Consider the following 13,817-nt stretch of genomic DNA (forward strand, 5'->3'; position numbering starts at 1 on the left):
CCGGACCGCGCCGCTCCGGACCGGTCGCCGTCGAGGTCCCCGCGGCCCGAGGTGGGCCATGGGGATCTGACCTGCCAGCAGGGGGTGGGCGCCGAGCAGGTCCATCAGCCCCAGTGCCACGCGCAGCCGGCCGGCGAGGCCGAGGTCCTCGTCGTCGAAGACGAGCCAGCCCATCCGGTCGCTGACGTCGACGGCGGTGAGGGGGCCGGCCGGGGGGTCGGCGTCCCACCACGCCGACTCCCCGGTCTGGGTGACTCCGGACCCGGCCAGCCAGCGGCGGCGACTTCGCTGTCGGGCACCTCGTCGAGGAAGGCCTCGACGGCCGCCGCGAAGGCCGCCGGCGCGGCCCGGTGGACCGGCCGCCCGTCCGCCGGGATCGCCAGCATGCGCGCGTCCGGGACCTGGCCGGCCGCATCCACGGCGCCGTTCACCACCAGGGTCGGGGCCGTGATCCGCCCGGGCGCGGCGGGTGGTTCGCGGGGGAGGGCGGGAGGCAGCTCCGCCAGGACGAGCCGGACCACGCGGTGCGGTGCGGCCTGTGCGACCAGGAGGGCCACGAGGCCGCCCGTCGAGTGCCCGATCAGGTCCACCCGGTCGAGCCCCGGGGTGTCCAGGAAGCCGAGCAGGTCGTCGCGCATCAGCGGTGCCGGCCGGTCGCCCCCGGTGGGCCCGCCCAGGTCCGGGGCGTAGACCCGGCGTCCGCGTGCCAGTGCGTCCCGTACCGGTGCCCAGTCGTCTGCCGTGCCCTGCGGCGCGGTCAGCAGGACCAGCGGGTCCCCGCCGTCGGGGCCGGCCGCACGGTACGCCGGCCCGGCGCCGTCCGGAGTCGGGGTGAGGTGGTCCGCCATCCGGCCGAGCCTACGGCGTGAACTCCGCCACAGGCGTGGGGGGCCGGGCCCAAGGGGGCGGGGAAACACGGGCCGGTGACCCCCGCCCCGGTTTTGCACCTAGTTGCAAAACGGGCCCGCCCTCGCTAGAACAGGTTCATCACCCCCGTGCGAGGAGGCACACCCGATGAGTCCGCAGAGTTCCCAGAGCCGGTACCCGCACCTGCTGAGCCCCCTGGACCTCGGCTTCACCACCCTGCCGAACCGCGTGATCATGGGGTCGATGCACACCGGCCTGGAGGAGCATCAGGGCGGCTTCGAGCGCCTCGCCGCTTTCTACGCCGAACGCGCCCGCGGCGGCGCCGGCCTGATCGTCACCGGCGGCATAGCCCCCAACGACGCCGGCCGCCCCTTCGAGGGGGGATCCCGCCTCACCACCGAGGAGGAGGCCGCCGAGCACCGGGTGATCACCGACGCCGTGCACGCCGAGGGCGGGAAGATCGCGATGCAGATCCTCCACTTCGGCCGCTACGCCTACCACAAGGACCTGGTCGCGCCCAGCGCCATCCAGGCCCCCATCAGCCCCTTCGTCCCGAACGAGCTCTCCGGCGCCGAGGTCGAGCAAACGGTGGAGGACTTCGTCCGGGCCGCCCGGCTCGCCAAGCTCGCCGGCTACGACGGCGTCGAGATCATGGGCTCGGAGGGCTACCTGATCAACGAGTTCATCGCCGCCGCGACGAACAAGCGCACCGACCGCTGGGGCGGCGCCTACGAGAACCGGGTCCGCTTCCCGCTGGAGATCGTCCGCCGCACCCGCGAGGCCGTCGGCGAGGACTTCATCCTCGTCTACCGCCTCTCCATGCTCGACCTGATCCCCGGCGGCTCCACCCTCGAGGAGGTGGTCCACCTCGCCAAGGAGATCGAGGCGGCCGGCGCCACCATCATCAACACCGGGATCGGCTGGCACGAGGCCCGCATCCCCACCATCGCCACCTCCGTACCGCGCGGCGCCTACACCTGGGTCACGAAGCGGCTGATGGGCGCGGTCTCCGTCCCGCTCGTCACCAGCAACCGCATCAACACCCCGGAGATCGCCGAGGAACTGCTCGCCGACGGCCGTGCCGACCTCGTCTCCCTGGCCCGCCCCTTCCTGGCCGACGCCGACTTCGTCGCCAAGGCCGCGGCCGGCCGCCCCGAGACCATCAACACCTGCATCGGTTGCAACCAGGCCTGCCTCGACCACACCTTCAGCGGCAAGATCACCAGCTGCCTGGTGAACCCGCGGGCCTGCCACGAGACCGAGCTCGTGCTCTCGCCCACGAAGCTGAAGAAGCGCGTCGCGGTCGTCGGCGCCGGCCCGGCCGGCCTCGCCTGCGCGGTCTCCGCCGCCGAACGCGGCCACGCCGTCACCCTCTTCGAGACCTCCGGCCACATCGGCGGCCAGCTCGACATCGCCCGCCGCATCCCGGGCAAGGAGGAGTTCGAGGAGACCATCCGCTACTTCGGCACCCAGCTCGCCGCCCACGACATCGACGTGCGGCTGGACACCCGCGCCGACGTGGAGACCCTCCAGGGCTACGACGAGGTCGTCGTCGCCACCGGCGTCACCCCCCGCACCCCCGACATCGAGGGCGTGGACCGCGCCAACGTGGTCAGCTACCTCGACGTCCTGCGCGACGGCGCCCCCGTCGGCGAGCGCGTCGCCGTCGTCGGCGCCGGCGGCATCGGCTTCGACGTCGCCGAATACCTCACCGACAGCGGTGAGGGAGCCTCCCAGGACCCGGACGTCTACTTCCGCCACTGGGGCGTCGACACCGCGTACGCCGGCCCCGGCGGGCTCACCGCACCCGAGCGCCCTGCGCCGCCGCGCCAGGTCCACCTGCTCCAGCGCAAGGACACCAAGGTCGGCGCCGGCCTGGGCACCACCACCGGCTGGATCCACCGCGCCGAGCTCAAGCACCGCGGTGTCGTCTCCGTCGCCGGTGCCGCGTACGACCGCATCGACGACGAGGGCCTGCACATCACCGTCGGCGGCGAGCAGCGCCTCGTACCCGCGGACACGGTCGTCCTGTGCACCGGCCAGGAACCGCGCCGGGACCTCTACGAGGCCCTGCGCGCGGCCGGCGTCGAGGCCCACCTGATCGGCGGTGCCGACGTGGCGGCCGAGCTCGACGCCAAGCGGGCCATCCGCCAGGGCACGGAGCTCGCCGCGAAGCTCTGACCGAAAGGGGATTGTGGCGGTCCGGCCGGGCCGCCACAATCTCCCGGTGACGTTCTCTCCCGCAGACGCAGACAAGATCCTCGCCGACAACTTCGCGCCCTGGGTGCTCGCCCTCGGACTCACCGTCCAGGAGACCGGCGAGCGGCACGCCATCCTGCGGCTGCCGTGGTCCGCAGGCCTCGCGCGGGACGGCGGCGGCCTCTCCGGGCAGGCCATGATGGCCGCCGCGGACACCGCCACCGTCATCGCGATCTCCGCCGCGCGCGGCGGGTACGGCCCGATGACCACCGTCCAGCAGTCCACGAGCTTCCAGCGGCCGGTCGTCGACGCCGACGTGCTCGTCCACGTACGGGTCACCAAGCTCGGCAAGCGCATGGCCTTCGCCGACATCACCCTGACCCCCGAGGGCGCCGACGAGCCGGCCGCCACCGCCTCCACGGTCTACGCCCTGCTCGGCTGACCCCCGCCCGTACGCGCCGCCGGTTGCCCCGACGCTCGGCGGGCGCGTCCGCCGGGGCTCTGGGAACATGGCTCGGGTAGTCGCACCGAGGAGCGGACATGTCCGGACAGTTCGAGGCGAGCGTCGAGATCGACCGACCGGTCGAGCAGGTCTTCGCCTACCTCGCCGACGGACGCAACGACCCCGACTTCAGTCCGCGCGTCCAGCAGATCACCAAGACCCCCGACGGCCCCACCGTGCTCGGCACCGTCTTCCGCAGCACGGTCAAGGACGCCGCGATGAAGACGGCCCGCGAGTTCCGCATCACCGGCTTCGACCCGCCCTACCTGATCCGCTGGACCGAGCAGAGCCGCAACCTGGTCACCGCGGAGGGCGGCTACGACCTCGAGCCCCTGCCCGGCGGGCGTACCCGGGTCCGGATCTTCAACACGCTGGAGGGCCACGGCCTCGGAAAGCTCCTCGTCGGCATCGCGGCGAGCGCGGCACGCAAGGACGCCCCCGACTTCGGCCGCCGTATCAAGGCGGCCGCGGAGGCGTCCCTCACGAGCTGAGCCCCGGTGCCGGGTCAGAACCGCCCGGGAACCCCGGGCAGGGGCAGCGGCTTGGCCGGAGCGGCTCCGCGGCCCTCGGCGGTGGCCCCCGCCGGGTTCTGGCAGGTCACGTCCTGGGCGGGCAGCCTGCCCGTGGCCAGGTACTCGTTGACCGGGGCATTGGCGCAGGAGGCGGTGTCGAAGAGGTACACGCCGTGGCCCTCACCGCCGGCCGCCAGCACCATCCGCGAGCCCTTGAGCGCACGGTGCAGGCCCTGGCCGCTGGTGAGCGGGGTCTGCGAGTCCCACTCGTTCTGCACCGTCAGCACGTTCGCCTTCTTGTGCATCGGCGTGGCCGCCTCCACCGGCCGGTCCCAGAAGGCGCACGGCTTGATGTTGGACGCGAAGTCCCCGTACAGCGGGTACTTCACCTTGTCCTTGGCCGCGTCCCGCTCGTACTGCTCGGTGTAGCGGGGCCAGCTGCCGGTGTCCCCGCAGGCCACGGCCCAGAAGACGGCCGTGCTGTTGTCCGTGGGGGGCGGCTCGGCCGTCCGGCCCAGCAACTGCAGCTTCAGCTCCTTCAGGTCCGTGCCCGCCGGCTGCGGCCTGCCCTCGGCGGCGGCCTTCAGGGCCGAGACCAGCGGTGTGGCCTGCGCCGGGTAGAAGAACACGGCGCGCGCGGCCCGGATCATGTCTCCGTCGACCTTCATGCCCTCGAAGTCGATGGGCTCCCGGTCGGCGCGCTCCACGAGCCCCCAGAACGTGTCGGAAACGGCCTTGGGGGTGTCGCCCAGCCCGTACTCGGCCGACCGCTGCGCCGCCCACTGCGTCCACCGCGCGAAGGCGGGCTCGGCCTCGGTGGCCCACACCTGGATCATCCCGCGCCAGATCCGCTGCGGGTCCACGCCGCTGTCGAGCACGAAGCGGTCGGTGCGCTCCGGGTACATCTGCGAGTACACCGCGCCCAGGTAGGTGCCGTACGAGTAGCCCAGGTAGGACATCTTCCGCTCGCCGAGGACCGCGCGGATCGTGTCCATGTCGCGGGCCGTGTTGCGGGTGGTGATGTGCGGCAGCACGTCACCGGCCTTCTCGCGGCACTTGTCGGCGACCGTACGGGCCCACGTGACGTCGGAGGGGAAGGTCTCCGGGCGGTAGGCGCGTTCGAAGGCCTGCTCGGCATCGTTCAGCCCGCAGGTGATGGGGCTGCTGGCACCGACCCCGCGCGGGTCGAAGCCGATCAGGTCGTAGCCGTCCCGGACGTCCTTGGGCATCAGCCCGTGCATCAGCACGGGCAGGTCGAGTCCCGAACCGCCGGGCCCGCCGGGGTTCAGCAGCAGGACGCCGTGCCGCTTGGCGGGGTTCTCGCTCTTCATCCTGGATATCGCGATGTCGATCGTGCGCCCGTCGGGACGCCGGTAGTCGAGCGGGACCTTCAGCGTGGCGCACTCGTAGGAGGCCGGCTGTTCGGGGTCGCACCGCTGCCAGGCGGGCTTCTGGCGCAGATGGTCGGCCGCGGGAGCCGCGGCGGCCTGCGTCGAGGTCAGCAGGGGCACGGTGGTGGCGACGAGTCCGGCGGCGAGCAGCGGTGCGAGGCGTTTCAGGCGCAAGGAGCTGATCCTTTCGGTGAAGTCGCGTACGAGTCCACCTTGTTGCACGCGCCGCCCCGGCCGAATCATCCCGGAGGGCAGTGCCGTGTGCTCCTCACGAATGAGCCGATATCAGGACACTGGCCGACACGCCGTCGCCGGGGAGCCCGCCCGACTCAGCTGCCTGCAGGGGGAGCCGAGTGGCCGGAGTGCTCGGAGGAGCCGGCGGGCGCGGAGGGTGCCGTCTCCCCGGCCGGTGCCGGGCTCCCGGAGGGCGCCGCCCCGCCGGAGGGCGCGGCGTGCCCGGAGGGGGCCGTGTGCCCGGACGAGGGGCCGTCGTGCGCGGTGCCGGTCTCCACGGAGCCGCCCAGCCGTCCGCGGAGCGCGTTCAGGGCGTCCGCGGACTGGGTGGTGACGACCCAGCGGTCGCCGACCAGATAGACCCCGCCGTAGGCTCGGGCCTCGTCCAGCCAGGCGCTCAGCCCCTTCTGGGCGGCGAAGGTGACCATGCGATAGGCGCCCTGGTCCGTCTGGCAGCCGCCCTGCCGCAACTCGTCGGCCTCCATGCTCACTTCGGCCGTACAGCCGATGGCCGTCGCGATCTCCTCGATCGAGGTCGCGGGCTCGGCGGCCTCCCCGGTGGCGGGCGTGGCCGCATGCCCGGCGCATCCTCCGCACAGCAGCACGGTGACGCACGCCGCGGCGACGGCCGCGAGTGACGGGCGGATCCGGAGGGCGGGGCGGGCGGTGGACGGCATCGGGACCTCACGGGCTGATCGGGGAAAAGGGGTCGTGGTGCCCGGGAGGGGAGGGGCCCGGGCACCACGCGTTTCGTGGGTGTTGTGCTGTTCTGCTGTGTGGTGCTGTGCGCTGCGTAGAGCCCTTGGCGTGGGCTCCGCGGCCTCAGCCGGTGGTCGTCACCTTCTTGCCCTTGTCGGAGACCGCGAACCAGACGCCCTTGTTGCCCTGTCCGTTGATGTCACCCGGTTCCTTGTCACCGGTGAAGGTGTACAGCGGCCAGCAGTCGATCGTCAGCTGTTCGGTTCCGTCGGGCCGCTTGAACGTGCCCACCAATTCGGCGGGAATTCCCTTCACCAATTCCTTGTCGACGGCCTTGGCGGGCTTCCACGTGTTCAGGCAGGCATCGAGGCAATTGGTCTTCATCGGCCAGGCGCTGTCCTTGTCGAACCGGTAGAGCGTGCGGCCCTCCGCGTCCGTGAGGATGGCGCCGAGCTTCGTGTCCCGGTTGACGCCGATCGGGTCGGCCTGCGCCTTGCCCTGCCCGCCGCCCTCGCCCGCACCGGCACCCGCGCCGCCGCCCGCACTCGGGTCGGCGCCGGACCCGGAGCCCGCGTTGTTGCCGGCCTTGGCCGGCTTGCCGTCGGGCGCCAGCACGTGCCAGGTCCCGCCGACGCCCTCGCCGAGGGTGTCGCCCGCCTTGGTGTCCTTCGCGTAGCGGTACACCGGCCATCCCGCCAGGGTCAGCTGCTTGGTGCCGTCCGCCCGTTCGACCGATCCGAGCAGGCTCTTGTCGATGCCCTCCCCGGCCGACGCGTCGTCCGCGGAAACCGCCGGCCAGGCCGTGGCGCAGTCGCCCTCACAGTTGGACTTCGGGGGCTTCGGCGTGTCCTTGTCGAAGCGGTAGAGCGTGAATCCCGCGCTGTCGGTGACCGTGTTTCCCAGCTCCGTGGTGGCCTTCACCTTGAGCTCTCCGGCGGGGCCGGACTTCACGGCGTCGGCCGCCGGGACGGCGCCCGCTCCGCCCCCGTACCCGTCGTAGCCGGACCCCGCCTGTTTGCTGTCGCCCACCGGCTGGACCGAATCGCTCTTTCCCGCGGAATTGTCGCCGCTTCCGCACGCGGCGGTCAGCATCAAAACCGCGACGGCCGACCCGGCGAATACTCCACGACGCATTTTCTTCACGATCTCTCCTTCAGGTCAGGATTCGCGTTCTCGTGCCTTGGGTAATTTCTACGGGGCCGGTGGCGGAGAATGCCGATCTCCTTGAGAATTTGTCAGATCGCGCCAACATTGAACCCGGGGGAGTTGGTTCAGTCCTGGATGCGCAGCGCGAGGGCGGGGCAGCGGCGCACCGCGCGCTGCGCCTTCTGCCGCAGTTGCGCGGGCACGGGCATGGACGCCTGGGACGGGTATCCGTCCGCGTCGAGCCGTACGACGTCCGGGAGGATGTCCACGCACAGCCCGTGGCCCCTGCACAACGTCCAGTCCACCAGGAGGCGTTCCTCCGGGGTCTCGTCCTTCGGCAGGGGCAGCGCCCCCACCACCCGTCGGCCGCAGCCGCTGCCGAGGGCGTGGTCGCGGAACTCGTCCGGGAACGCCGCGAGCGCCGACGCCACGAAGGCCGCGGTGCCGTCCGGATGGCTGCACGCGCCGCGGCGCCGCACCACCTTCATCCGGGCTTCGATGGTTTCCAGCGCGCTTCTGCCGCCGCCCCTGACCGCGTCCTCCACCACGTCGGCCAGTGCGGGCAGTCCCCGGAAACAGGGGCCGCACTGACCGGCCGTCTCGTCCGCCATCCACCGGGTCACCTTCGCCACCTCGCCGGCCGGGCAGGTGTCGTGCGGCAGGGGCAGGACCGCTCCCGCCCCCAGCACCGCGTCGAAGGCCGCGAGGGATCCCCGGGACAGGTCGGCGATGCGCGCGGATCCCGGATCCAGCCATTTGCCGTGGTAGCCGCCCACCAGCACACCCTGGCCGGGGTCGAGGCCGCACAGCTCCAGCACGTACGCCAGCGAGGTCCCCAGGGGTGCCTCGACGACCGTGGAGCCGGCGATGGTCAGCATCACGGTGCCGGGCTCGGACGGCAGGCCGACGGACCGGTAGTCCAGTGCGCCGAGGCGTGCCGCCACGGCGAGCTGGGCGTATGTCTCGGTGTTGGAGAACAGGGTGGGCATGCCGCCCAGACCCCGCTCGCTGGTCCGGATCTTCTGCCCCGAAGGCAGCGTCGGCCCCCCGTTCAGGCCGTTGACCATGGAGGTGCTCTCCCCGGTCACGAACCGTTCGGGCAGGGCCTGCACCCGCACTTGGCGGCCCGCCGGGCCGCGTTCCGCGACGGCCGCGCGCAGCGACTGCTCCACGTCGGGCCGGGTGACGCCGATGACGACGTCGTCGGCACCGACCGCGGCGGCGGCCAGCAGGGCTCCGTCGAGCACCAGGTGCGGGACGTGCAGCAGCAGCGCCTTGTCCTTGAGGCAACTGGGCTCGCCCTCACTGGCGTTCACGACGACCGCGGTCCCCGTGTCGCGCCCCTCGCTCGCGCGCATGACGGCGCGCAGCTTCCTGGCGAAGGGGAACCCGGCCCCGCCGCGCCCGCGCAGGTCGATGTTCTCGGCGAGGTCGACGAGCTCGTCCGGCCGGTAGCGCGGCAGTTGGCCGTGCGTGGTCAGATGGGCGACGCGGTCGAGCCGGGGGGACTGGTCGAGTCCGGCCAGCAGTCTGGGAGCGCCCACGCAGCCGAGGCTGGGGCGCGGGAAGCCGCTCACAGCCGCCACTCACGAGTGGCGAACTGGTCGCCGTCCATGCCCGCGGCGGTGCCCATGCCCAGGCCGGCGTCCATGTAGGAGCCGGCCGGGTCGGCCGCGTACACGGCCTTGAGAGCGGGTTGGTCGTCCATGGGTGGCGCGGCCGGTCCGGTGAATTTCTCCCGGCCGGCGGCCGCCCGGCTGCCGGCCGCCCGGGCGCGCGACTCCCGCCGCTGCCGGGGCACGGCCGCCACGACGGGCGGTTGCGGAACGTTCGTCGGACCGGGGGCACCGGACGCCGACTCGTCCATCCTGGCCTTGAGCCGGAACGCGAGCATGCCGGCGACACCGAGCAGGCACAGGGCGTACGACACGGTGACGTAGAGGTCGGCGGCGCGTCCCGCCTTCAGTCCGTGGACCAGTGAGGCGCCCCACGCCGGATAGGCGGCGAAGTGCAGGGCACGCCACCACAGGGACCGGCCGTTGGTGGCGAACACGCTGCGGACCGCGCCGGAGACCGCGACCGCGACGAAGAGGTACCCGGCGAGACTGCCGAGCCCGATCAGCACGGGCTGTCCGACATCCGTGAACGGCACCGCCGCCGCGGAGGCGGTCGTCCGCTGCTCGGCGACCTTGACCCATATGTGGAGGGCCAGGAAGCCGAGCCCGGACACGGCCAGGCCGCGGTGCACGCCCTGGGCCAGCAGCCGGTGACCCGACTTCAGCAACAGCCGGTCGGTGGAGATCAGTCCCCACAGGACGGTTGAGGTGAGCGAGACGAGCGAGAGGACGCCCGCCCCGAAGTCGAGGAAGTCCCAGAGTTGCGAGAAGGCGCCCGCGCGGGCGGCCACGGTGATGGAGAGGATGGCCGCGCCGACGGCGCTGAGCGCACCCGGACTCATCCGTCCGGGCGTCGGCAGCAGGGAGGGCCGCCGGACGGCCCTCCGTCCTGCGGCCGGAGCCGATGCCGCGTGTCGGCTCTTACGGCGCGCCCTGTGCGGGCGAGGCATGTGCGGCTGGGGCAAGGGCATCCAGGTCTCCTGTGCGCCTGGGCTCCGAGCGCTCCACCTCGCGCTCGGCACCCAGGGGGTCGTTGTCGTCTGTGCCCGGCCGCGCTGTGAAACTCCGCGCCGGCCGAGGGAACTTGGGGCCGGAGTGCAGCAGCATCGTGGAGCGTCACATCAGCTCCACAGGATTTATCGAAACGTGATAATTTCTCGCAGCGCGTCTCCGGCGCATCGAACAACACCGGAAGATTCCCCTCCAGCGGAGGTTGCGACAGGCCACCGCACCCGCCCGTCACCTACGCGTCCCGGACGGCAAAAAGAAGGCAAAGTCCCGGGACCGTGGGTGGTCGGACCTCTCCAGGAGGGAGTACGAGGGCCGCAACTCCCATGTCGGACAAAGCTGTTGGCACGGGAGGCAACCTCGGCGGGCTTGCCGCTCTTCCCCGGGCAAGCCTCACCCCAGCACGAACGAGGAAAACGATGTGCGAACTTCTGAACCGCATCTGGTCCCGCCCCCGAGGCGAGTGGACGCGCGTCCTGCGCAGGGAACTTCCCGCGCTGGCCGCCGAGATAGTGGAGGAGCTTCTGCATGGAATTCCGGAATTTTCCGCTCTTATCGATGACAACGATGCCATTGATGCAGAGTTGCTCCGGCAGCGCGTGGAAGAGGCTCTCCTCACCACCCTCGGCTATCAGGAGCGCTCCCGGGAACAAGCACCGGACGAGTGCCAGGACCAGGCAGAGACCCAGGTCGAAATCGTCGGGACCGAGGACGACACCGCGGGCCGCAGGACGGCCGGCAGCAAGGAGGCGACCCACACGGACGAGTGCGACATCACGCACGAGGGCCGGCGCGACTACATCCGCGAAGCGGCCCGCCCAGGGTCCCGCGACGGGACCCGCGAGCCGGCGCGCATGCCCGTCCGGGCGAGCGCCCGGGAAGTGACCGAGGAGGAGAACGGTGACGGCAGCCGCCCGGGCGAACGGGCCCGCCAGGAGCTGTTCAGGACCCTCACCGACGACCGCGTCGCGTCCGACAGCTCCCTCACCGAGCTCGCCGAGGCGGCCGGATGGACCCTCCCGCTGGCCGTACGGGCCATTGTGCCGGCCACGCCCGGCGAGGCGCAGCAGCTGGCGGGCGTCCTGGAGGACGCCCTCGTCGGCGTGTTCGCCGGCCGGCCGTGCCTGCTGGTCCCGAGCCCGGACGCCGATGTCCGCATACCGCTGGAGCACCTGTTGCGCGGCCGGTTCGCGGCCGTGGGCCACGCGGTCCCGCTCCGGGACACCGCCTCTTCCCTGCGCTGGGCCCTGCGCCTGGCCGGGCTGACCCCCAGTCGGCCGGGTATGGAGGCAAGGGCCGTCTTCGTCGACGACCACCTCTCGACCCTGCTCCTGCTCCAGGACGAACCTCTGGCCCACGCTCTGGCCGCCCGGTGGCTGCGGCCCCTCGCGGACCTGACCCCGCGGCAGAGCGAGCGCCTGGAGGTGACGCTCCTCGCCTGGCTGGAGGGCGGCGGCGCCCCCGAGGCCGCGAAGGCCCTCAGCGTGCACCCGCAGACCGTGCGGTACCGCATGCGGCAGCTGGAGAAACTCTTCGGAACCGGCCTGCGTGACCCGCGGACCCGGTTCGAGCTGGAGATGGCCCTGCGCAGCCGCCGTCTGATGGCCCAGGTGCGCCGCCAGCACTCCCGCGTGACCCGCAGGACGGCCCGCGTGATCCAGGCGGACTTCACCCCCGTCGTCGTGGGCCGCATGGCCCGCGTCAACGGCCTCTGAGCCACACCCCTGACCTCACACCCCTGAACCCACACCCCTCGACCCGCACTCCTGTGAATCCACACCCCCGACCCCACACCCCTGACCCCACACCCCTGAACCGACCGCTCTGAACCGCAGCAGCCCGGCCCGGCCCCGTCGTCACGGGGCCGGGCCGGGCTTTCGTGTGCCCCCGTACGCCGCCGGGCGTCCACGGACCGGCGTGCGTGCGGTCGTGCTCACCTTCCGCCGTCACCGGACCGGTGTGGGTGTGGTCATGCGCATCGTCCGCCGTCACCGACCCGGCGTCGCTGCGCCCACGCACACCGTCCGCTGCCGCCGGCCGGACGCCGGTACGGCCCGCGCACACCGCCCGCCGTCACCGGAGAGCGCGTACGTGCCCGCGGTCCCGCCCTCCGTGACGGGGCCGAGAGACGGACACACAAAACGGTGTTGGCCCGAAGCGAGCTTCGGACCAACACCGGTCCCGGGGCGGGCGCGGGGTGAGGATGGGGGGAGCGCCCGCCCCGGGGGCTGGAGGGGGCGGAGCCCCGCAGTGAGCGTCAGCGGCAGCGACGCCCGTCGTTGATGCAGCTCACGGCCTTGTTCATCAGGCCGTTCGACATCACGTTGATGAAGTCGCCGTGGTCGGTCACCGGCTTGTGGAGCTGCTCGGGGAAGCTGTCCACGGCGAAGCGGGCGCCCGGCGACACCCCGTACACGATGCGCTGGACCAGCTGCGGAATGGCCTTGAAGCCGTTCTTGCAGCGGCCGTTGTTGTCCGGGAAGGCCACGTGGGTGCGGTGGTTGGCGCTGTCGGCGTTCCGGCCGTCCCAGCAGCTCTGGAAGGTGAAGGTGCGCACCACGTCACTGCCCTTGGGGCAGATCGGGTACTTGTCCTTCAGCTGGCGGTCCTCGAAGCCGGTGCAGCTCCAGGAGGCGTTGGCGTTGGCCGTGCCGTTGGAGAAGGCCTTGGCGTCACCCGTGATGATGCGCAGGAAGCGGGGCATGGCCGTGACCTTGCCGGTGGGGCTTCCCTTGAAGTCGATGGTCACCTGCTTGGGCTGCAGGATCGTGCCGACGTTGCCGTCCTGGCCGCCGCCGGGGGCCTTCGCGTCCCGCTCGGCCTTGCCGTCGCGAAGCCGCAGCACCGGCCAGTAGTAGGTGGACTGGTCGCCGTTGTTGCACGTGGTGCCGGCCCTGGCGAGGCTGTCGTTGGTGGAGAAGGCGTCGGTGGACACGTTGCCCACGTAGTCGTGCATGTGGTGGGCGCCGTTGGAGACGCCGGGCGCGACGATGACGTTGTCCGGGTTGAAGTGGCCGTTCTCGTTGCGCCCGCACTGGACGCTGAAGGTGCCGTTGGAGGCGCCGCCCTGGACCTTGGGCTTGCGGACGTTCGGACGGACCTTGGTGATGTTCACGAAGTCGTTCTTCGCCGGACCGCTCTTGCTGCCGGCCGCGGCGGACTTGGCGTCGGCCCCGGCCTGCAGTGCCGCGGCGCCGGCCGCGCCGTCCTCCTCGGCCGGAGCCTTCTTCATCTCGCAGGAGGCCAGCGAGGCGATCTCCTTCGGGGGCTCGGCCACCCGGTCGATCGCGTCGGACACGCCCTTGATGGTCTGCTCACGCTTGGCCTTGAGCTCGCCGAGGAGGGCATTGCCCTGGGCCTCGCCGGCGGCGAGCCGCCGGTAGGCGTCCGCCACCTGGTCGTCCAGCTTCGCCAGGTTCGCGTCGACCTCGGCCTTGGCCTGCTCGGGTACCGCGGTGAGCTTGTCTCCCACGTCGGGGCAGTCGATCGTGGTCATCAACTGGCCCTTGCGGTTGTCGTCCTGGCCTGCGGAGGCGTTGCCGGCGATGACGGCGACGCCGCCGCCGCCCAGCACGAGCGCGGAGACCACTCCCACGAGCTTGGTCGACAATCGGGGGCGCTTGTGGCCCTTTTGACTCATGCG

11 protein-coding genes are annotated in these 13,817 nt (G+C 72.1%); 4 read left to right on the forward strand and 7 right to left on the reverse strand.

Annotated elements, in window-relative coordinates:
- Nucleotides 1–104: 104 nt before the first annotated feature.
- A complete protein-coding gene (locus IH80_RS0102460) occupies nt 105–848 on the reverse strand; it encodes an alpha/beta fold hydrolase (RefSeq protein WP_051808687.1) in 744 nt (247 codons plus the stop codon).
- A gap of 166 nt (nt 849–1,014) precedes the next feature.
- Between IH80_RS0102460 and IH80_RS0102465 the strand changes: the two genes are divergently transcribed.
- The 3 genes from IH80_RS0102465 to IH80_RS0102475 all read left to right on the forward strand — a co-directional run bounded on the left by IH80_RS0102465 (nt 1,015) and on the right by IH80_RS0102475 (nt 4,059).
- Complete coding sequence (locus IH80_RS0102465) at nt 1,015–3,048, forward strand: FAD-dependent oxidoreductase (protein WP_030957262.1); 2,034 nt, start codon at nt 1,015–1,017, stop codon at nt 3,046–3,048.
- 46 nt (nt 3,049–3,094) lie between these two features.
- Complete coding sequence (locus tag IH80_RS0102470; RefSeq protein ID WP_030957263.1) at nt 3,095–3,508, forward strand: PaaI family thioesterase; 414 nt, start codon at nt 3,095–3,097, stop codon at nt 3,506–3,508.
- Nucleotides 3,509–3,606: 98 nt separating this feature from the next.
- Entirely contained in the window at nt 3,607–4,059 is a 453-nt protein-coding gene (locus IH80_RS0102475) for an SRPBCC family protein (protein ID WP_030957265.1), read from the forward strand.
- 14 nt (nt 4,060–4,073) lie between these two features.
- On the opposite strand, the gene IH80_RS0102480 is transcribed toward IH80_RS0102475, so the two are convergent.
- From IH80_RS0102480 to IH80_RS0102500, 5 genes are all read right to left on the reverse strand, one after another.
- The gene (locus IH80_RS0102480) at nt 4,074–5,645 is read right to left on the reverse strand and encodes an alpha/beta fold hydrolase (RefSeq protein ID WP_037878640.1); all 1,572 of its coding nucleotides are present in this window, start codon (nt 5,643–5,645) and stop codon (nt 4,074–4,076) included.
- A gap of 155 nt (nt 5,646–5,800) precedes the next feature.
- A complete protein-coding gene (locus IH80_RS40575) occupies nt 5,801–6,382 on the reverse strand; it encodes a hypothetical protein (protein ID WP_051808688.1) in 582 nt (193 codons plus the stop codon).
- Between the two features lie 145 nt (nt 6,383–6,527).
- The gene (locus IH80_RS0102490; protein ID WP_030957271.1) at nt 6,528–7,538 is read right to left on the reverse strand and encodes an SCO0930 family lipoprotein; all 1,011 of its coding nucleotides are present in this window, start codon (nt 7,536–7,538) and stop codon (nt 6,528–6,530) included.
- A gap of 137 nt (nt 7,539–7,675) precedes the next feature.
- The gene (locus IH80_RS0102495; protein ID WP_234432092.1) at nt 7,676–9,094 is read right to left on the reverse strand and encodes an NADH-quinone oxidoreductase subunit NuoF family protein; all 1,419 of its coding nucleotides are present in this window, start codon (nt 9,092–9,094) and stop codon (nt 7,676–7,678) included.
- A 29-nt stretch (nt 9,095–9,123) separates the two neighbouring features.
- Entirely contained in the window at nt 9,124–10,008 is an 885-nt protein-coding gene (locus IH80_RS0102500) for a hypothetical protein (RefSeq protein ID WP_063757238.1), read from the reverse strand.
- A 765-nt stretch (nt 10,009–10,773) separates the two neighbouring features.
- Between IH80_RS0102500 and IH80_RS0102505 the strand changes: the two genes are divergently transcribed.
- Nucleotides 10,774–11,889 (forward strand): PucR family transcriptional regulator, encoded by a 1,116-nt coding sequence (locus IH80_RS0102505; RefSeq protein ID WP_420708750.1) that lies wholly within the window; start codon nt 10,774–10,776, stop codon nt 11,887–11,889.
- 542 nt (nt 11,890–12,431) lie between these two features.
- Here the strand turns inward: IH80_RS0102505 and IH80_RS0102510 are convergent.
- The gene (locus tag IH80_RS0102510; RefSeq protein ID WP_030957277.1) at nt 12,432–13,814 is read right to left on the reverse strand and encodes a DUF1996 domain-containing protein; all 1,383 of its coding nucleotides are present in this window, start codon (nt 13,812–13,814) and stop codon (nt 12,432–12,434) included.
- Nucleotides 13,815–13,817: the final 3 nt, after the last annotated feature.

Origin of the sequence: Streptomyces sp. NRRL S-378 (assembly GCF_000720645.1) — a bacterium.
Taxonomy (GTDB): domain Bacteria; phylum Actinomycetota; class Actinomycetes; order Streptomycetales; family Streptomycetaceae; genus Streptomyces.